At 37.8% G+C, this 21,457-nt stretch carries 17 protein-coding genes; 11 read left to right on the top strand and 6 right to left on the bottom strand.

What is annotated here, in order from left to right; translation table 11 throughout:
* The first annotated feature begins 131 nt into the window (after positions 1-131).
* The 7 genes from BW964_RS16970 (at position 132) to BW964_RS17000 (ending at position 10,347) form a co-directional block, all read left to right on the top strand.
* Entirely contained in the window at positions 132-2,975 is a 2,844-nt protein-coding gene (locus BW964_RS16970) for a T9SS type B sorting domain-containing protein (RefSeq protein ID WP_076508907.1), read from the top strand.
* 113 nt (positions 2,976-3,088) lie between these two features.
* Positions 3,089-6,487 carry a T9SS type B sorting domain-containing protein gene (locus BW964_RS16975; protein WP_076508909.1) on the top strand — a complete coding sequence of 1,133 codons (3,399 nt, stop codon included), beginning with the start codon at positions 3,089-3,091 and terminating at the stop codon, positions 6,485-6,487.
* Positions 6,488-6,648: 161 nt separating this feature from the next.
* Complete coding sequence (locus tag BW964_RS16980) at positions 6,649-7,437, top strand: hypothetical protein (RefSeq protein ID WP_084175965.1); 789 nt, start codon at positions 6,649-6,651, stop codon at positions 7,435-7,437.
* Between the two features lie 204 nt (positions 7,438-7,641).
* Positions 7,642-8,415, top strand: coding sequence for a DUF6759 domain-containing protein (locus BW964_RS16985; protein WP_076508913.1), 774 nt, complete (start codon positions 7,642-7,644; stop codon positions 8,413-8,415).
* 97 nt (positions 8,416-8,512) lie between these two features.
* Positions 8,513-9,190, top strand: coding sequence for a tRNA (guanosine(46)-N7)-methyltransferase TrmB (gene trmB / locus BW964_RS16990; protein ID WP_076508915.1), 678 nt, complete (start codon positions 8,513-8,515; stop codon positions 9,188-9,190).
* 21 nt (positions 9,191-9,211) lie between these two features.
* On the top strand, positions 9,212-9,907 hold the full coding sequence (locus BW964_RS16995) for a DUF6759 domain-containing protein (protein ID WP_084175968.1): 696 nt from the start codon (positions 9,212-9,214) through the stop codon (positions 9,905-9,907).
* A gap of 5 nt (positions 9,908-9,912) precedes the next feature.
* The gene (locus BW964_RS17000; RefSeq protein ID WP_076508919.1) at positions 9,913-10,347 is read left to right on the top strand and encodes a DUF6759 domain-containing protein; all 435 of its coding nucleotides are present in this window, start codon (positions 9,913-9,915) and stop codon (positions 10,345-10,347) included.
* Between the two features lie 134 nt (positions 10,348-10,481).
* Here the strand turns inward: BW964_RS17000 and rpsB are convergent, their stop codons facing one another.
* The 3 genes from rpsB to rplM form a co-directional block, all read right to left on the bottom strand.
* Positions 10,482-11,243: a 30S ribosomal protein S2 gene (rpsB, locus tag BW964_RS17005; RefSeq protein WP_034746531.1), complete on the bottom strand. Its 762-nt coding sequence runs from the start codon at positions 11,241-11,243 to the stop codon at positions 10,482-10,484.
* 182 nt (positions 11,244-11,425) lie between these two features.
* Positions 11,426-11,812, bottom strand: coding sequence for a 30S ribosomal protein S9 (gene rpsI, locus BW964_RS17010; protein WP_042722891.1), 387 nt, complete (start codon positions 11,810-11,812; stop codon positions 11,426-11,428).
* Between the two features lie 6 nt (positions 11,813-11,818).
* Positions 11,819-12,274: a 50S ribosomal protein L13 gene (rplM, locus tag BW964_RS17015; RefSeq protein WP_034706094.1), complete on the bottom strand. Its 456-nt coding sequence runs from the start codon at positions 12,272-12,274 to the stop codon at positions 11,819-11,821.
* Between the two features lie 345 nt (positions 12,275-12,619).
* Here rplM and BW964_RS17020 point away from each other — a divergent pair, with 345 nt between their 5' ends.
* Positions 12,620-13,741, top strand: a complete 1,122-nt coding sequence (locus BW964_RS17020; RefSeq protein WP_076508921.1) for a DUF3667 domain-containing protein — start codon at positions 12,620-12,622, stop codon at positions 13,739-13,741.
* Here the strand turns inward: BW964_RS17020 and BW964_RS17025 are convergent.
* Positions 13,738-14,070, bottom strand: coding sequence for a hypothetical protein (locus tag BW964_RS17025; RefSeq protein ID WP_076508923.1), 333 nt, complete (start codon positions 14,068-14,070; stop codon positions 13,738-13,740). The two genes, BW964_RS17020 and BW964_RS17025, sit on opposite strands and share 4 nt — an antisense overlap.
* 186 nt (positions 14,071-14,256) lie before the next feature.
* Here BW964_RS17025 and BW964_RS17030 point away from each other — a divergent pair, with 186 nt between their 5' ends.
* Positions 14,257-17,604, top strand: coding sequence for a methylmalonyl-CoA mutase family protein (locus tag BW964_RS17030; protein ID WP_076508925.1), 3,348 nt, complete (start codon positions 14,257-14,259; stop codon positions 17,602-17,604).
* 64 nt (positions 17,605-17,668) lie between these two features.
* On the opposite strand, the gene BW964_RS17035 is transcribed toward BW964_RS17030, so the two are convergent.
* Both BW964_RS17035 and BW964_RS17040 read right to left on the bottom strand, forming a co-directional pair.
* Positions 17,669-18,595 (bottom strand): hypothetical protein, encoded by a 927-nt coding sequence (locus BW964_RS17035; protein ID WP_076508927.1) that lies wholly within the window; start codon positions 18,593-18,595, stop codon positions 17,669-17,671.
* A 287-nt stretch (positions 18,596-18,882) separates the two neighbouring features.
* Complete coding sequence (locus BW964_RS17040) at positions 18,883-19,257, bottom strand: hypothetical protein (protein WP_123911989.1); 375 nt, start codon at positions 19,255-19,257, stop codon at positions 18,883-18,885.
* A gap of 350 nt (positions 19,258-19,607) precedes the next feature.
* Here BW964_RS17040 and BW964_RS17045 point away from each other — a divergent pair, with 350 nt between their 5' ends.
* Positions 19,608-20,633, top strand: coding sequence for a hypothetical protein (locus BW964_RS17045; protein WP_123911988.1), 1,026 nt, complete (start codon positions 19,608-19,610; stop codon positions 20,631-20,633).
* Positions 20,634-20,691: 58 nt separating this feature from the next.
* Positions 20,692-21,402, top strand: a complete 711-nt coding sequence (locus BW964_RS17050; RefSeq protein ID WP_076508933.1) for a Dph6-related ATP pyrophosphatase — start codon at positions 20,692-20,694, stop codon at positions 21,400-21,402.
* Positions 21,403-21,457 lie beyond the last annotated feature (55 nt).

Genomic DNA, 21,457 nt, shown 5'->3' on the forward strand with positions numbered 1-21,457 from the left:
TCTAACCATAAATATTTAACCGCGATTTGAAATCGCGGTTTTTTTTTAATCCAAAATCCATATTTTTTAAACATTTTATAATACCACATTAAATATTCTCCTATTTTTGCGGAATCCTAATTCCCAAATAAATGAAAATATTTTTACTTACTTTTCTTTTGCTGTTGACAGCCATTAATCCGCTTTTCGGCCAAAGAGACACAGAACACTGGTTTGCTCCAATGGCAGCCCGTAGCTCCAATGTAACCTCGCCTCTACAGGCACTTTATTTTTCGACAGACTCTACTACCCCATTCCCCATAGAGATCTATAGCAACAATACCCTTCTTGGAACAGTAACCGTTGCTAAAGGAGCTCCCCAAACATTTCAGATCCCTTTGGGAAGCATTATTACCAGTAATACCTCTGACCTCTTCGTTCCTGTAAACAAGGGACTTTACACAAAGGGAACGAAACCTTATTTCGCAACCTTCAGATTTTCTGTAACCAGCCATGGTGAAATTCTAACCTCTAAGGGAAAAGCCGGAATCGGTAAAAAGTTTTATGCGGTAGTTTCGCCTATAGAAAACCCGGTTGCTGCCCTAAATTTTACTACCGGTATTATGGCTACGGAAGACAATACGGTGGTTACGGTTTCAGATTATTCTGCCGACGTCATATTTACGAACGGATGGACAGGAGTAACAAATCCCACTCTAACATTCACGCTTAATAAAGGACAATCCTATATCATTGAAGGAATCGGGGACAAAGCCGGAAATAAAGAAGGTTTCCTCGGTGCAAAAATTGAAGCTGATAAACCGATTTCCGTGACCAACGGAAATTTTAACGGCCAGTTTGCGATCATTCCCCCAGGATCTATCTTTGACGGATCTGATATTGTAATGGACCAGTCCGTACCAGTAGACAGATTAGGAAATGAATTCGTTCTTGTAAAAGGAAACGGAGACATTAGTGAAAGAATGGAAGATGCTCTGATTGTTGCTACTGAAGGAGGCACGCAAGTATTCATTAATAATGGAGCCACCCCGGTAATTACACTAAGCGAGGGAGAAAGCTACAGGGTTAATAAGCTGAACAATACCAATTATATCAATCAGGGGAATAACCACTTTAATATGTACATTAAAACGACGAAAAATGTTTACGTGTATCAGTTATTAGCAGGTGTTGCAGCAAGTAATGCGACCATAGGATTTAATTACATTCCCCCATTGAATTGCTACCTTCCACGAAAAATTGATGAAATAGGAAATATTAACATCTTACCTCCAACAATCAATAATGTAAAACTCAATATCCTTACAGAGACAGGTGCTGCTGTTACCGTCAACGGAGGTATTCCTCCAGCTACTCAGGGACCCTATCCGGTATCGGGAACTTCATCATGGGTATCTTATTCTGTGCCGAACGTTACGGGAAATGTTACGATCACCTCATCAAAAGCCGTCACTGCAGGAATCTCCGGTGGAAGTGGTGTTGTAGGGTATGGGGGATATTTTGCCGGATTCTCTTCAATCCCCGTTATTGCTAAACAAACTGGTGACTGTATTCCCGGAATTGTTCTGGAATTAGATGACAGTTTTGACTCTTATCAATGGTATAAAGACAATGTTCCTATTCCGGGAGCAACCACCAATTCCTATATTCCAACCCAATCTGGAGAATATACTGTAAAAATAACAGTGGGCTCGTGCCCTGCCATTATAACTCCTGTGTATAAAGTATTTACCTGTCTTGCAGAAACTACATCAAACCAGACGGTATGTGATGGCGTTAAGTTTATTGTTCCAACATTTACAAATTCCACCCAGTCCGTAGTTCCCGGGACTGTAACAATCATCACCCCTCCGGTCAATGGTACTGCTGTCATCGACCCCATTACCGGGGTTATAAGTTATGCTCCCGCTTTCAATTATGTAGGACCAGATTCTTTCGTTTATAAGTTTTGTGGAAATAATCCTAATTTTACAGACTGCGAGCAAGTGACATTGAATTTAACGGTTTCTGAAAGCCCCATTGTTAATAATGCTTCTTTAAGAACTTGCTTTTTAGAAGCTAATCATGCGACAGGATTGTTCAATTTAACCAATGCTACTGTCACAGCACAGGCAGGAGTTACCAAAAAATATTATCCGTCTCCTACAGATGCCGACAATAATACCAATGAGATTTTAAATCCCACCAATTATATTGCTCCAACCGGAGTAGCATATGTAAAAGTAATCAATGCAAATGGCTGCTATAGAATTGCAGAAGTTACATTGACCGTTTTGCCACCTGTAAAATCTGCTGTTCTTGTGGATAAAATCATCTGCGTGGAAGATAAAACAACACTTGATGCCGGTCCTGGATTCAATGGGTATGAATGGAGCACCGGAGCAACTACACAAACGATCCAGAATGCAGGGGTTGGCACCTATTGGGTAAAGCTAAAAACAGGAGATTGTATCACGCTTCAAACAGTTAAGGTATACGCTTCAGATCAGCCAGTTGTATCAAACATTGATATTTCGAATACAACAGTCACAATATATGCTATCGGAGGAAATCCTCCATACCAATATTCTATGGATAATATCCAGTGGCAGGATTCAAATATATTCGCAGATGTAGCCAGAGGCACTCCTACAGTGTATGTAAAAGACCACTATAATTGTGAACCTATCAAAGTGGAAATCACCATTCCCAATCTGATTAATGCCATTACTCCTAACGGCGATGGTGTAAATGACGTCCTGGATTACTCTCTGTTATCCGGTAAAAAGAATCTGGAGTTTGCTATTTTCGACCGCTATGGAAGCAAAATCTTTCAGGGCGATAAGACCAATGGCTATAAATGGGACGGAACTTTAGGCGGAAGCAAGAGGGTTTCTACCGGAAATTACTGGTTTGAGATCCGATGGAATGAGCCTTCCGGTAAACAGACCGCTGTAAAATATACAGGATGGATCCTGGTGAAAGGCAGAGAATAAACATATCGAACTATACGTTTCAAAGCCGCGATTTTAAAATCGCGGCTTTTTTATTACTTTTTCAAGGTATGAATACATTTTATTATTAAATTTGTGTTAAACCCCTCCACTGAATGAAGAAAATTTTATCTTTTCTATTTATATTTTGTATTTTCACCTTTACCTTAGCCCAGCTGGACAGAGAGCATTGGTTTGCCCCCATGATGGACAGGAGTGGAGGTCTAAATCCATATCAGAAATTATACTTATCAACCAACAGGACAACCAGTTTCCCGGTAAGTATTTATAATAACAACGTGCTTATTGGTACAGTGAACATCAGTAAAAACAATCCTCAGAAATTTGATGTCCTCAGGAATTATATCATTACGACCAATCAGACAGATCTTTTCACTCCTACTTCCAAAGGATTATATTTAAAAGCAGAGTTTCCTTTTTATGCTAATTTAAGATTTTCCGTCTTTAATCATGCTGAAATCATCACCTCAAAGGGAATACCTTCCACAGGAAAAAACTTTTACATTGCCAACGCACCTATTACGGTTGACAACCCTATTTTAAATTTTATGGCCAGCGTTCTTGCTACGGAAGATAATACAACAGTTACTATAAGCGGATACAAACCGACAGCACAATTTTCAAATGGGACTACAGGAACCACAAATCCTACGATGACCTTTACCCTCAATAAAGGTCAGTCTTATATAATAGACGGTATAGGTTCCCTCCCCGGAAATTCTGACGCATTGATCGGAGCAAAGATTACCGCCAATAAACCGGTAAATGTCACCAACGGAAATTTCAATGGTCAATATGCCGGAAACAACCCTACAAGTTCTGATATTTTAATGGACCAGGCTGTTCCCGTAGAAAGACTGGGAAATGAATTTGCTCTTGTGAAAGGAAACGGAAGCATAGGTTCCAATATGGAAGGAGCTATCGTCATCGCAACAGAAGACAACACCCAAATCTTTGTCAACGACGAAATCCCTCCTTTAACCACTTTAAATACAGGACAGTACTTTGTCATTCCCGATTCGAAATTTAAGGTTCAGGGACTTAATCATTATAACCTTTACCTAAAGACCTCTAAGAATGCTTATGTCTATCAGGTTCTTGCCGGAGATTCTGCCTCAGGAAGTGAGGTAGCAACAGGTGGATTTAATTTTATTCCTGCCTTAAACTGTTATCTTCCGAAACAGATTAATGAATTAGGTTTTATCAATGAAAACTTTGTTCATTCCAACGTCAACCCCTCCGGAATTCTTAATATACCGACAAAGCTTAACCTGATAACAGAAAGAGGAGCCACGGTTACTGTGAACGGAGCCACTCCCCTTCCTGCAACAGGGCCATTCAATATGACAGGTACCAACAGCTGGGTTACCTATGGTATTCCCAACGTAACAGGAACGATCACTGTGATTTCTGACAAAGCAATTACAGCGGGAATTAATGCCGGAAGTGACGCCGTAGGATATGGCGGTTTTTTCGCAGGTTTTCCTACACAGCCTGTTATTCTAAGATCCGGAGGAACCTGTGTTCCCGGAATCGTGCTTACCGTAGATCCTGTTATTTATGATACCTATCAATGGTTTTTGAACGGAACCCTTATTCCAGGAGCGACAGGCGTATCTATTACGCCTACACAGTCCGGATATTACACGTGCTCAGTGACCATGGGAAGATGTGCTCCTCTGGTAACAGAACAATTTAAAGTACTCAACTGTACAAGGCTGACTACATCAACCTATAATGTGTGTACCACCCAAACGATCACTCCAGCATTTACAGGCTCCTCACAGACTCCCGTAGCTTCTACAGTGGCTATTGTTACTCCTCCCGCGTTAGGTACTGTTGCAATAAACCCCGTAACAGGAATTATTACGTATACTGTTAATACACCGGGAACTACGGGAGCCGACACTTTTACCTATACATTTTGCGGAAACGATCCCATATTTCCTGATTGCGAAACAGTAACCGTCAATATCAATATTTTAGCACTTACGGTTAATAATATTACGTTGCATGCCTGTAATATCAACGGACAAGGAACATTTAACCTTACTTCGGCCAATGTAACCAACAATTCACCGGTAACCATTACGTATTACCCTACACTAGCGGATGCCCAGACAGAAAACCCCGGAGCGCTTATCACTACCACAAATTCTTATACCGCTCCTGATGGCACTATTGTCTATGCTGTGGTAAAAAATAATTTAGGCTGCAAAAGCATTGCTCAGATCACGCTTTCTCTGTTCAATCTGGCGATAGTACTTAATAATTATAACGGTATATTTTGTGACGATAATTTCGACGGAACCGTTACTGTTATACTCTCCAATATAACGGGTATTGTTCTCAATAATCCCGGATATTTTACCAATGTCAGATATTACGCTAATCTTTTTGATGCTAATGCAGGAAATGCCAATACACTTCCCAACAACTGGAGCTATACCGCTACAACAACAATTTACATCAGAGTGGAATCTCCGGATGGATGCGCGGTGGTGGTAAAGCCTTTACAGTTCAGTATTGGCGCAAGAATTACTTTGATCACCACAACCGCTGCTACCAATGTCTGCGATGATGATCTGGACGGAATAAAAGCCGTAAACCTCGCACAGTTTATCCCGCAGTTTACCATAGACCCGAATGTCACTTATACATTCCATGCAACTTTAGCTGATGCACAAAATAACAATGCCCCTATATCCGGTACGGTTAACATTACAGGAACGCAGACGTTCTATATCAGATTTCAGAAAAACGGAGTGTGTCCTGAAGTGGGATCCATTAAAATTACAATCAAAATACCTAAGAAGTCCGATCTTTTAAAGGATCAGGTGATTTGTCCTAAAGCAACGACAACGCTTGATGCCGGACCTGGATTTGAAAAATATTTATGGAGTACGGGAGCTACCTCACCCTCTATTTCCAATGTTCCGGCAGGGAGCTATTGGGTTGAACTTACATTCAATGGCTGTGTTTACAAACAGTATGTGACCGTCTCGGAATCACCTACCCCCATGATCACCTCCATAGAAATCAACGGAACTACAGTAACGGTAGGAGCAAGTGGCGGGACACCACCTTATGAATATTCTCTGGATAGTGTAAGCTGGCAGACTTCAAATGTTTTCACCAATGTACCGAGAGGACCTCATAAAGTTTTTGTGAGAGATTCAAAATTATGTGAGGAAGTAACAAGACCATTTGCCATCATCAACCTGATCAATACCATCACTCCAAACGGTGACGGGCACAATGAACAGATCGATTATTCTGCTTTAATGAGCAATACCAATCTTGAATTCAGAATATTCGACCGCTACGGAGCAGAAATTTTCAGAGGAAGCCCGGACAACCGGTACATCTGGGATGGAAGAATGGGGGGAAGACCTGTCCCTACGGCTACGTACTGGTATTTTATCAGCTGGGTTGAATATGGAACTTCTACCTCTGTAAAATACACAAGCTGGCTGCTGGTAAAACATAAATAATGACTGATTATTCGCTTAGATTGACCGATATCCGTCTCATTTTCGTGCATTTATAACATTCATTAACAGTTGGGTCTTAAAGTTTAATATAACTTTAACCTGAGAACATTATCTTAATCGGTATAAATTGCTGTATTTCTACGTAATTTTGCCCTAATTATATGAAGAAGCTAATTACCCTTTTGATGCTGGTTTTTCTAGCAAAAGTCAGTGCACAGATATACAACGGAGAGGTATTTTTAAGAGATAACTCCATTTTATATCTTAATCAGGTTTATGTAACCAATCTGAATACCCAGAAAACTGTTCTTACGGATTATAACGGCACTTATAATATCCCTGCAGCTCCTGGTGATGTGATCCGTTTTACCTCTATCGTCACCGAACGAAAAGATGTAAAGCTGACCCCTCAGATGATGCAGCAGAAAAATTTAATTGAATTAAAAGTTGCCTACTACGAGATTCAGGAAATTGTACTGACCCGCTTTAAACCTACGGGCAATCTAAGGTATGATGTAAATTCTATCCGCAAAGTGGATAAAGGACTGGCAATAAAAAAAGTAATAGGCCTGCCTGAACCGAAAGGTGACGGAACCTCTCCGGAACTTCCGGTGGCAGGATTGAGGGATGGTGGCCTTACGTTCAGCCTGGAAAGCATCTATGACATCCTTTCGGGAGACAGGAAGAAAAAGCAGCGTTATATGGCTTATGAGAGAATGAATAATTCGGTATCCCAGATCAAAAATTATCTTGGTAAAGATTATTTTGCAAAGTTCAAGATTCCTGAAAACCTGATCGACAACTTCCTTCAGTTTGTTTATACGTCCGAAAATATCGAAGCCTATGTACTGGCAGGTAATTTTGAAGCGATAAAAATTCCAATCGAAAAATACCTTCCCATCTATCAGAAAAGGCTTAAAACCTCAAATCTTCAGGAGGTCATTAAATAATTTTCCGATATCAAAATTTAAAAAAAAATGTATACTATTTAAAATTTATAGTGTACATTTCTTTTTTATTTAAAATATGCTTAATTTCATATCACAATTAAGTGTTTAAAATAAAAACAGCTGTAAATCGTTATTATAGAGAAAAACTAATTGGCTAAACACAAATTAAGAGAGAACATCAAATCCTTATTTAATATTTTGTCAATGAAAAAATTACTTTTATTTTTTGTTTCTATTCTATGTATGAGTCTGTCTGCCCAAAAAAAGGGAAAAGACTACAGCAATATTTTAAAAAGTAAGAATATCTACGAAATCAATGCTTTCTTAAGAGATGCGCATCCTGAGGATCCGCGCAGGTCTGTACTAAAGCCAAGGGTTATGGAAATGATGACGCAATACATTAAAGAAGCTCATCCCGCTGACCAGAAAGTAAAAGATATGCAGGAAATGCTTGCACTCCTGAAAAGGCGGCCTTCTACAAAGATCAGTTTTGACGAAATGAATGCGATTATCAAACAGAAACAGATCGCCAAATACAAAGCAGAGCTTGCTGCAAAACAATCTACAGTCGTCTATACACCGAGCACCTCCCAAAATGCTTTTGTGGTCAATACCTCTGCAAATGCTGCTGTTCCCAATGCAGAAGCCGAAGAGTTCAATATGCTGATGGCCGTAAATCCGGTAGAGCACAAAAATAAAACGGTAAAAATATTAAATTCGCTTTTCGACAACGACCCCAACAGTAAGGAAAGCATCATTCTCATCCAGAATAAATCCGACTGTAATATCATCGTAAGAATGGAAGGCGTGGGAACTACCAAGTACAGGCTTGCTGTGCCTGCTCACGGTGAAAGCTCCATTGTAATCGATAAAGGACAGTATCTTTTCACCAGCCTGGTCTGCGGAGCCCAGTATGCGTCGCAAAAAACGATTGAAAAAGCCATTATGGTCGCTCTGGGAAGTTCTGCAATTCCATAACCGGGATATAAATACACTCAGTCCATGCCTTTTATGTTTAAAGACAAGGTAGTCTATGTAAAATTCGCTATTTTTGCGGGATTTTATAAATGACTCGATGGGCAAAAATAAATTAGCAAGATTCGCTGAAAACAAGATTTTACCAAATGTTATCCAACCTACAAGAGAAGAAGCTTTAAGCGGTATTCCCCTGAAAGGAAACTGGAGAAAAGATTTCTTTAAGAACGACAATCCGATTGTGCTGGAGCTTGGTTGTGGAAAAGGAGAATATTCTGTGGGACTTGCCAAAACATTCCCTGAAAAAAACTTCATAGGAATAGATATCAAAGGAGCAAGATTTTGGTTCGGAGCTAAAGAAGCTGTGGATACCGGCATGAAGAATGTAGCATTCCTGAGAACACAGATTGAACTGGTAGATTATTTTTTTGCTGAAAATGAAGTTGACGAAATCTGGATCACTTTCCCCGATCCTCAGATCAAATACAAACGTACAAAACACAGACTGACTCACCCTGACTTTTTAGAGCGATACAAAAAATTCCTGAAACCGGGTGGAATTATCCACTTAAAAACGGATTCAGAGTTTCTTCACGGCTATACATTAGGCTATCTGCAGGGAGCAGGCTATGAAATAATTTCTGCTCATCACGACATTTACGGTGCTCCTGAATATGATCCCAATACGGAACACCTGAGAGATATAAAAACCTATTACGAAGAGCTTTTTTCGGCGAAAGGAAAAACAATAACTTATATTAAATTCCGGATAAGCTGATGAAATAAAAACAACAAATTGATGAAAAAAATTTTAACGACCCTCCTCTTTTTCCTGATTACGGGTTCTGCTACCGCGCAGAAAAAACACAAAGACATCCTGAAAAGCGTAAACATCGCAGAAATTGAAGAATACCTCAAGAATGCGCATCCCGAAGATCCCAAAAGGAGCGTTCTTAAGCCCAAACTGATTGCCCTGAAGAACTCTGAATGGACAAAAGGGGCACAAACGGCTAAACCTATGGAAGCAAGACCTGTTATCACTGATATCCCAAACAGGTTTATGAAAAATTCAAATTCTACTGATGCAGAGGAGTTTAAAAGACTGATCGCTGAAACCTCCGACCAGCACAAGGAAAAAACGGTAAAACTTCTGAACGCTATGTTTGACGAAGACATTACCCGAAAGGAAGCCCTACTGCTGTTCAGAAACAATTCGGATTGTAATATCGTACTGAGAATTGAAGGAAAAGACTTCCATAATCTGGCTGTTCCTGCCCACGGAGAGAATTTCATTGTCCTCAATAAAGGCTCCTATACGCTGAACAGCAACGTCTGCGACATCAGATACTCTTCTCAAAAAGATATAAAAAAAAGTATATTTGTAGTGATTGATAATCCGGGTATACCTAAGTCTGAACCGGATAAAAATCTTGTTAAAGATGATAAAGAAACAGTATCTGTGAAACCTTCAAAAAAGAAAAGATCAAAAAAATAACCGTTATGAAAAAGCTTTTCGTTTCCTCTGTCATTTCACTGGGTCTTATAAGCTGTAATGTCAACTATGGCAATTACCCTATAAGAACAACCTATCCTTCAGGCTCCGGTACTTCCGCAGCCAATACAGAAAGGGAGTATACAGAGCTTCTCAAAACGTATAAACCTGAGACGGCAGAAGTTTTGAATGATCTTCTTAATGATGATACACCTAATAATCCCAGGACATCAATTTCTGTAGAGAATAAATCACCATGCAATATGGTTCTTACCGTAAGCAGCAATAATTTCTTTAAAAAGATCCCGATAGCTTCCGGTAAAATTGGCTATACTATGGTACCTAAAAACCAGAATTATAAACTTTCAGGGATGCTTTGCCATTCCTCTTACCAATCTACGAAATTTATTTCCACTTCATACTCGATAAAAATTTCTAATTAAATACAAGACCCGCTTTATCAAGCGGGTCTTTTTGATATCATTAGTGTAATATCAAGCTTTCTAACTGGATGATAAACAAAAAAAAACGCTGGACCAAGGTCCAGCGTTTTTCCTATATTAAAGAAAATCTTTAATTATTCAGCATCGAAATCAGCATCTGTTTCAGCAGATACCTTTTCTCCTTCTTCTTTAGATTTTTCTTTATCAGCTTTTCTTTGAGACTGACCTTCTTTGATAGAATCAGAAACAATGTTCAAGATCATATCAATAGACTTAGAAGCATCATCGTTTCCTGGGATAACGAAGTCTACTTTTCTTGGATCAGAGTTTGTATCAACAATACCGAAAACTGGAATACCTAATTTCTTAGCTTCAGTTACAGCGATATGTTCTCTCATGATATCTACAACGAAGATTGCAGAAGGAAGACGAACCATGTCAGAGATAGAACCTAAGTTTTTCTCCAAGTTAGCTCTTTGTCTGTCTACCTGTAATCTTTCTTTTTTAGATAAAGTTTCGAACGTACCGTCTTTTTTCATTTTGTCGATATGGTTCATTTTCTTTACAGCCTTTCTGATTGTAACGAAATTCGTTAACATACCTCCCGGCCATCTTTCTGTAATATAAGGCATATTAAGTTCAGAAGCGTGTTTTGCAACTACTTCTTTCGCTTGCTTTTTAGTCGCTACGAAAAGAACTTTTTTACCTGCAGAAGTTAATTTTTCTAAAGCACTGCAAGCTTCATCCAATTTAACTGCTGTTTTATGTAAGTCTACAATGTGAATACCGTTTTTCTCCATAAAAATGTATGGAGCCATATTTGGATTCCACTTTCTAGTCATGTGACCGAAGTGTACGCCAGCCTCTAAAAGGTCTTTTACATTTGCTTTTGCCATGTTTTCTGTTTTTGTTAGTTTACTTTCCGCTTCTTATGCAATCAACGACTTCTTTAGATGGGAGAAGTGTTTGGATGCTAAACGTAACGGGCAATTTTTTGTTTTGATAAATAGATTTTAGATATAAGATAACAGACCAAAAAAATTCTGAAATCTGAAACCTTGTATCTGAAGTCTGAAAATTAACGTTTTGAGAATTGGAATCTCTTTCTTGCTTTTTTCTGACCTGGCTTCTTTCTTTCCACCATTCTTGCATCTCTCGTAAGTAAACCAGCAGGTTTCAAAGCTAATCTGAATTCAGCATTGATTTCGCATAAAGCTCTTGAAATACCTAATCTGATAGCTTCTGCCTGACCTGTATTTCCACCACCGAAAACATTTACGGTAACGTCATACTGACCAACAGTCTCAGAAAGGATAAACGGCTGGTTCAATTTATAAACCATAACGTCTGTAGAGAAATAAGTTGCAGCATCTTTACCGTTTACTGTAATGTTTCCAGAACCTGGTCTTACATAAACTCTCGCTACAGAAGTTTTTCTTCTTCCGATTTTGTGAACTATAGACATAATTAATTATTTAAATTCGTTAACATTAATTGTTTTAGGCTGTTGAGCTTCATGTTTGTGCTCAGTTCCTTCATATAAATAAAGGTTCTTTAATAAAGCAGATCCTAATCTATTTTTTGGTAACATACCTTTTACAGATTTTTCCAATACTTTTAAAGAATCTTTCTTCTGAAGTTCAGCCGCAGTCATAGACTTCTGTCCACCAGGGTAACCTGTATGCCAGATGTAAGTCTTATCAGCCCACTTATTTCCGGAAAGCGTAATTTTCCCAGCATTCAAAACGATAACGTTATCACCACAATCTACGTGAGGTGTAAAGTTCGTTTTGTGCTTACCTCTCAAAATCTTTGCAACCGTAGAAGCTAGTCTTCCTAACGGCTGTCCTTCAGCGTCTACCACAACCCATTCTTTATTAGCAGTAGCTTTGTTCGCTGAAACAGTTTTGTAACTTAATGTATTCACACGTTTTAGTTAAAGATTAAACATAATTTTCCCCTAAAAGGGTGTGCAAAGGTACAAATAATTTTCGTAACCCGAAAACATATTTTATTTAATCTATAGAGGTCCTCAATTTTACTCTGCCTTACTGGATTTAATAATCCTTCCTTTTTTGGCACACAACTTGTAAAAAGAATGACCGATGAAAAAAAACATTTAGAAGATTCTAAAAACACACGTGATAAAGTAAAGAGTTTTATCCTTAAACTCTTTCTTTATTAATTTTACTTAAAAGATTTCCCTAAAAGCTTACTGATATACTATTTTATATCGCGAAATATTTATATTTGCGCCAAAATCTTATGCCCCATGAGCCACGGAAAAACCAGAGATGATAAAACCTGCCTGAATTGCGGGCATCAGGTAGAAGAAAGATTCTGCCCACACTGCGGACAGGAGAATATCGAAAGCAGACATCCCTTTTACTACCTTTTCACTCACTTTTTCGAAGACTTCACGCACTATGACGGGCAGTTTTGGGGAACGATAAAAAACCTCCTCTTCAAACCGGGGAAACTTACCAAGATTTATCTGGAAGGAAAAAGAGCGCAGTTTGTACCTCCCGTGAAACTTTATATTTTTATCAGTTTTGTGACATTTCTGTTTATTTCATTCCAGATAGCAGATATGGATTTTGGAAAACAGGGAATGGATCAAGGAGAAGCTACCAAGAAAGAAATTCAAAAAAAAATCTCTGAAAATGAAGCTGTCCGTCAACTTATGAAGGAGTCGCCGGAAATGGCCATGGCTGATTCTCTTACAGGCGGGGCTTTGACTAAGGCTTTGGACTCCGCTAAAACAGCCAGCGAAGCTCATAAAAAAAATGATATAGACGTAGAACAAATCTTTAAAAGCGAAAACAAAAAAATCACAGAATCTTTCGGATTACAGTCTATGGCAGATTTTGACAAAAAAGAAGAAAGCAACGGACACCAGTACGAAATCTTCCGTCCGTTTCTTGTTAAAATTTTTGAATTGGAAAACAAAGGTCATTCTCCAAGTGAAATTACCGATATGTTTGTAAAGAGTTCTATACACAATTTACCCAAAGCTCTTTTCCTCTATCTCCCTCTATTTGCTTTCCTTCTTTGGATATTTCACAGTAAAAGAAAGTGGTGGTATTTTGACCACGGTGTTTTCACCCTTCATTACTTTTCTTTTTTACTGCTACTCACACTCCTTCTTTTTGTATTGAATAAACTGTTGAGCTATTTCCATGAAAGTGCTTTTGCAACGACTTTGAATACGATTCTTATTATATCGGCTATTATATATGCCGGATGTTATTTTTTTATTGCTCATTATAAAACATACAGAACCCATCCTGCGTTGACCATTCTAGTAGGGATTATTCAGTTTATGATCAATACCTTCCTGTTTACCTTTTTATTGGTAGGCTTGGGAATTATAAGCTTTTTATTTCTGCATTAACGGCGCAAAGATTTGTTTGCTCTGAAACTAGCAATCAGGTAATACGCTACAAAAACTGTAGAAAATTTAAGTATCGAAGGAATCGCCAGCTCTAAACTGAATATACATGCTCCTATCAATACCAAAACTCCCATGGCTACAAAAGAAATACCTAATTTTTGTGCTAGTGTAAAATGGGGAGTATCCAGATAGTAAGCAATCCCCCATGCTATCCCAAAAGCCAGTGCATAATATATATCAAGACCGATATTGGTAGAACTGTAAAAAAAATAATTAATCAGAAAACTAAGAACCGTTCCCAGAGCAAAATACATCAAAGCCTTTTTCATACTATATATATATATTCTGCAAAAATAGAGAATTTACTGATCATTATTAAACGAATGATTGTTAAGTTGGGGAAATAACATTCTACCACCCACAACCAACTCACTTAAAATCAATTTATTAAACAAAACCAAAAGGTTCTTATTTTATTATTATATTTGAAAATTCAGAAATTTTCTAGATTTTTTATGGAAACCCAAAAATATACTCCAACCAACAAAGTAAGAATCGTAACAGCGGCGTCATTATTTGACGGACACGATGCTGCGATTAATATCATGCGCCGCGTGATCCAGGGAACAGGATGTGAAGTCATCCACCTTGGCCACGACAAATCAGCAGAAGAAGTTGTGAACACAGCGATTCAGGAAGATGCCAATGCAATTGCTTTAACCTCTTATCAGGGAGGTCACAACGAATATTTTAAATATATCTACGACCTTTTAAGAGAGAAAAACTCCCCGCAAATCAAAATTTTTGGTGGCGGTGGCGGTGTTATTCTGCCTGAAGAAATTGAAGACATCATGGCCTATGGAATCGACAGGATTTATTCTCCGGATGACGGCCGCGAACTTGGTTTACAGGGAATGATCGATGATTTGGTTAAAAGATCAGATTTCGCTACAGGAAAAGAAGTAACAGCTGATGATCTGGACTCAATTAATTTTGAAAATTCCACCAGCATTGCGAAAATCATTTCTGCTGTAGAAAACTTTTCAGACGAAAAGCCTGAATTGGTAAAAGCAATTGACGAAAAATCCAAAGACTTAAACATCCCTATTATCGGTATCACAGGTACTGGTGGTGCAGGAAAATCTTCTTTAACAGATGAATTGGTAAGACGTTTCTTACGTTCCAATACCGATAAAAAAATTGCCATTATCTCCATTGACCCTTCGAAAAAGAAAACCGGAGGAGCCCTTTTGGGAGATAGAATCCGTATGAACGCGATCAATGACCCGAGAGTGTATATGCGTTCGATGGCGACCAGAGAAAACAACGTTTCCGTTTCTCCGTTCATCCATTCCGCATTGAATGTATTGAAACTGGCTCATCCTGATGTGATTATTCTTGAAACCTCGGGTATCGGACAATCCGGTTCAGAAGTTTCTGATTTTGCAGATGTTTCCATGTATGTCATGACTCCTGAATATGGAGCCTCTACGCAGTTGGAAAAAATCGACATGTTGGATTATGCAGATTTAGTTGCTTTAAATAAATCTGACAAACGCGGAGCTTTAGATGCCCTTCAGGCTGTCAAAAAACAGTTCCAGAGAAACCATTTGTTGTGGGAAAGCCCATTGGATGATATGCCGGTTTATGCAACAAAAGCCTCTCAGTTCAACGATCACGGAACGACTGAGCTATTCAACAGGCTGATTGAAAAAGTAAACGAAAAATTTTCAGCATTAAATCTGCAAGGTTTTGTTGAGCAGGAAGTGACGGACGAAGTAACGATCATTCCTCCCAAAAGAGTTCGCTACCTTTCCGAAATTGTTGAAAACAACAGACAATACGATGCCAACGTTGAAAAACAGGCTGAATTAGCCCGAAAAATGTATCATATAGAAGGAGTGAAAAATTTCCTTTCCAATGAAGTATTAGATGCTGAATATCAAAAAGCAGAAAAAGATCTTCAACAGGAAAATATCGACTTCCTGAGAACCTGGGATGATACGAAAGAGGCTTTCAAAGCTGAGTTTTACTCCTATTTTGTTCGTGGAAAAGAAATCAAAGTTGAAACTTCAACCGAGTCTTTATCCCATTTAAGAATTCCTAAAATTTCTTTACCAAAATATACGGACTGGGGCGACCTGATCAAATGGAAGGGCCAGGAAAACCTTCCGGGAGGATTCCCTTACACAGCGGGGATTTATCCTTTCAAAAGAACCGGAGAAGATCCGACAAGAATGTTTGCAGGAGAAGGAGGTCCGGAAAGAACGAATAGAAGGTTCCACTACGTTTCTGCGGAAATGGATGCCAAACGTTTGTCTACAGCGTTTGACTCTGTGACGTTATATGGCCAGGATCCTGCTTTACCACCGGATATTTACGGTAAAATCGGGAATGCAGGAGTTTCCATTGCGACCTTAGATGATGCAAAAAAACTGTATTCCGGTTTTGATCTCGTGAATGCAATGACTTCAGTTTCTATGACGATCAACGGTCCGGCTCCAATGTTGCTGGCTTTCTTTATGAATGCCGCTATTGACCAGAATGTTGAAAAATATATTGCCGAGCATCAACTGGAAGCTAAGGTTGAAGCTGTTTTAAAAGCAAAATTTGATGACAGAGGTCTGGAAAGACCAAAATATAACGGAGAATTACCTCCATCCAACAATGGCTTAGGATTAAAACTATTAGGAATCACAGGAGACGAAGTCATTCCTGCTGAAGCGTATGCAGAGATTAAAGCCAAAACAATTGCGACAGTTCGTGGTACGGTTCAGGCAGACATTTTAAAAGAAGACCAGGCTCAGAATACCTGTATTTTCTCTACTGAATTTGCACTAAGATTAATGGGTGACGTTCAGGAGTTCTTCATTACTGAAAAAGTAAGAAACTTCTATTCCGTTTCCATTTCAGGATATCACATCGCTGAAGCAGGAGCCAATCCGGTTTCTCAGCTGGCATTTACACTGGCCAACGGTTTCACTTATGTGGAATATTATCTGAGCCGTGGAATGGACATCAATGATTTTGCCCCCAACTTATCTTTCTTCTTCTCCAATGGTATCGACCCGGAATATTCAGTGATCGGCCGTGTAGCCAGAAGAATCTGGGCAAAAGCCATGAAAATCAAATACGGAGCAGACGAAAGAAGCCAGATGCTGAAATACCACATCCAGACTTCCGGACGTTCTCTTCACGCTCAGGAAATTGATTTCAACGATATCAGAACGACACTTCAGGCGCTTTATGCGATCTATGATAACTGTAATTCTCTTCACACGAATGCATATGACGAGGCGATTACCACTCCTACTGAGCAGTCGGTAAGAAGAGCAATGGCGATCCAGTTAATTATCAATAAGGAATTAGGTTTAGCTAAAAACGAAAATCCATTACAAGGCTCATTCATTATTGAAGAATTAACAGATCTTGTAGAGGAAGCCGTGTATACGGAATTCGACAGAATTACGGAGAGAGGAGGTGTTCTTGGCGCTATGGAAACCATGTATCAGCGTTCTAAGATCCAGGAAGAATCCATGCATTACGAATGGTTGAAACATACAGGAGAATATCCGATTATCGGAGTGAACACTTTCCTTGGAAAAGATGGTTCTCCAACGGTTCGTCCTGGTGAAGTAATCCGTTCTACCGAAGAGGAAAAGCAGGTTCAGATTGAAACGCTTCATAATTTCCAGAAATCAAATGAGGATAAATCTGATGAAGCCCTTAAAAAGCTACAATATGCAGCCATCAACCAGCAGAACTTATTTGCAGTGATGATGGATGCCGTGAAATACTGTTCTCTTGGGCAGATCACCAACGCTCTATTTGAAGTGGGTGGCAAGTACAGAAGAAATATGTAAGTTCTTAACTGGACGACGGGCGATGTAAATAAAAAGCCGTAGATTTATTTCTACGGCTTTTCTATTATGCTATTTCTGAAATTAGTTTTTCCGAAATTTTCACAAATTCATCTAAAGGAATTTCACCTTGATCAATATTATCAACCATTGAAGTTATATCAATTTCTGATCTTATTTTTGATTTATCATTTACATAAAATGTTTTAGTAACTTTATCAAGATAAAAAGTAAATGTAACTTCATCATAAAAATTCCCATCAATTTCTATTTGATCATCACCTGTATAACTCTTTCCATAAATATTAGATAAAACTTTCTTAATATTTGCCTTTACAGCTCCTTTATTGAATTTTAACTGAGTAATTGTTGTTCCTAGACTTGAGTTACTTGAATCTTCAAATAACTCTGAAAAACTAGTCGGAATAAGATTTCTATGAAGGTGCACTTCTTTTAAATCTCCATTATTCATCATTTTTTCCATTAATTTAAAGTTTGGAGCTGAAGCAAGCTTAAATCTAATCTTATTTTCTCCTTCAAAACCTTTTCTTAACAAAAAGCTATTAAAACAATCTTCAAGACTTTTTTGAATACTATGTGTTGATTTTCTTTGTAATACAATATAACCTTCCTGTTTATTTTTAGGGATTTGAGCATAGAAATTTAACACTCTATCTTGAAGCTCTAATGAATTAACAGAATAATTAGTTTGATTTGTTTCAGGATCATTGATGTCGACAGGATCTCCCGTTGTACCTGCACCAAATCTTCCAAAAACACATCTTTTTTCTTTGTTAATTTTATGAGGATTTCTTAAGGTAAAACTTTTATCTTTTCCATTTTCATTAAACCTTTTAGTGTTTGAAAAAATATCCTTACAGAATTCTTCAAATAAGTCTTGAAAGTCAAGATTCCCAGGCAGATTTGCCAAAAAGTGTTTTTCTCCGCTTCTATTTGAAACGAAGAATTTAAAAGTAGATACTTTATAATTCATAATTTTTGTTTCTTTTTTTTAATTCAAAATTCTTAATAGATAATATTCTCATTTTTAAAATATTATTATTTACTCTAACGTCCGTGAGTGTTAAAACCGAATTTTATTTTGGAAAAAAGAAACATTTGAAGTACATTTGTACAAGCAAAAGTAGATGAGGTAATCTCACTTCTTCGCAAATAATTTTGTTTAATATGGAATCCTACCCCCTTATTTTTTTAACAAAATTTGATAAATTTTCCTCGGCTGTTTATTCAGCCTTTTTTTATATTTTCTATCCCTCTACATTATTTTTTTCTTTTAGTTAAAATAAAAAACTCTGTATCTTCAGAATTTTCTTTTTTTATATCGTATATGTAACTCTTATTTTTATAATCGATTCCCTTTCTATCAAAAACATTTTTCAAATTTATATAATAATATAGTCCTGCTTTAGAAACTTTAAATGCTCCTTCTTCTGTTGCAGATGAAACCATATAAATGATATCTCCAGCATTTTCACTATTGTTAAATCCTATTTTAAAATAGGGTGTATTTTTTAATTCCATAAATTCCTCAGCACCAGAAGAAAAACCAATTTTACCAGTTTTTTGAATTGTTGCCTTTATAGAACCTCCTATTTTATCAGGATCTTCAAATACAATATCTTTTAAAAAATCCATATTATAATATTTAGATACAAACATAAGTAAATAATTTCAAATATCAAAATATATAAAATTATTTATTAGATACACATCGTATTTTTTTACGGATTTCCATAATTAAAATCAAATTACCAATACAATTACTTATACTTTTCCTCGCAAATCACCAAGCAATTAAAAAATACTTATCGATCAAACCTCAAGGAAATTTTCTTTGAGTTTTTTTTGTATTTTTATTCTGACACTGGTAACACGAAACCATTTTTTAGCCATTAAAACATGATTCCAGTTTTTAGCATTTACCAGATTTCTTTATTTTAGCAAACATAAAATACCTATTTTTATAGAATACCATGAAAAATAAATTGCAAAAAATTCAAGTCCTCATTGCGCTATGTGTTTCGGTTTTTTTATTTTCCCAGAAGCGTGTAGAAGATTTTACCATCAGTCTTCCTGATCAGAAACTGGAGAAAAGTTATTATAAAACCATTACGTTAATCGATAACAGAATAGATACCACTTCTCTTGGAATTGTCCAAAAAGGGGCATTCAATACAAAAGCGAGGGTGGTTCCCACGACCCGTTTACCGGATCAGTTTCAGAATCTCTTGCAACACATCAATGGAGCCAATGCAGAAGAAGGCACCATCGTTATGTATCTGAAACAACTCTACTTTGCTGAAGTCACGGGAGCTTTCAGTGAGCATGGCTACTGCTACTTCCAGGCCTATTTATTTGCAAAAAATGATGATGGAACCTATTCTTATCTTGATAAAATAGATTCTGTCATCGACCATTCTTCAATGGATGTTACCAAAGCGACCATGAAGAAAGGAAGTGAGATGGTAAGCGACTTTATCCGTAAAAACATCTCCAGAAAAGCAGCAGAAACCAATCACTACACCTTTGATGACATCAGGAATTTCGACAATATTGAAAAACAGAAACTGGCTCTTTACAATTCGGAAACCCTTAAAGACGGGCTTTATAAAGATTATGAGTCATTCAAAAATCAGCAGCCTGACAAAGAGATTGTTCATCCTAAATTTTATGGAAAGTCGTCTAAAATCATCAAAATATATGAGATGACGGATGGTAAAGAAAAAGAAGTTAAGAAAAATGACAATTACGCTTTAGTGTACCAGGGAATTCCATACCTCTACGTTCCTGTTGAAAATTTATTTACAAAAGCTGAAAAAAGAGATGGTGATTTTTACCTCATCGGTAAGATAAAAGGAACTGCAAAAACGGGAAATGTGATGACGGCTACGGTCTTTTTTGGAATTGTTGGTGGTTTAATTGCCGCCAGCCCTGCCTCCTACCCTTTTGAACTAAAAGTTGATTATCTGAACGGCGCATTCATTCCGATCAAAGAAGTAGAAAAATTATAATCCCTATCTGCCAACCTTCTGTCATCAGGAAGGTTGATATTTTCAATTGAGAAGCCTTATGAAACCAAAAGCCGTATTTAACTGGAGCAGCGGAAAAGATTCTGCTCTTGCCCTTTATAAAACCCTGCAGGAAAACCAGACTGAAGTAACAACTCTGCTGACCAGCATCAACGAAGAGTTTCAGAGAATTTCTATGCATGGTGTTCATGTTTCTCTTTTGGAGAAGCAGGCTGAAAGTCTTGAACTTCCGTTAATGAAAATGGAACTTCCCAAAGAACCTTCCATGGATGAATACCGGGAACTTATGAATAAGACGATGTCGGAAATTCAGGCGATGGGAGTCACGCAATCCATTTTTGGAGATATTTTCCTGGAAGACCTTCGAAAATACCGTGAAGAACAACTGCAATCGATCGGAATGGAAGCGGTCTTTCCGCTTTGGAAACAAAATACTGCTGACCTTATCCAGGAATTTCTTGATCTTGGTTTTAAAACGATTGTGACCTGCGTGAATGAAACCTATCTCGACAAAAGTTTTGCCGGCAGAATCATTGATCAGGATTTCATCTGCGATCTTCCAGAAAATGTGGATCCATGTGGAGAAAACGGAGAATTCCATACGTTTACTTTTGACGGACCTATTTTTAAAGAACCTGTTCACTTTGAAATCGGGGAAACGGTAAAGAAAACATATCCTAAACCTAAAGCAGACGCAGAAGATCAGGAAGGAGAATATGTTTTCTGGTTCTGTGACCTGAAACTTAAATAACGGATAGGATAACTTCGTTTTAAACTCATTAAAAACCAAAAACTCGTTTTTAAGA

The sequence above is a fragment of the Chryseobacterium shigense genome (genome assembly GCF_900156575.1).
Taxonomy (GTDB): Bacteria; Bacteroidota; Bacteroidia; order Flavobacteriales; family Weeksellaceae; genus Chryseobacterium; species Chryseobacterium shigense.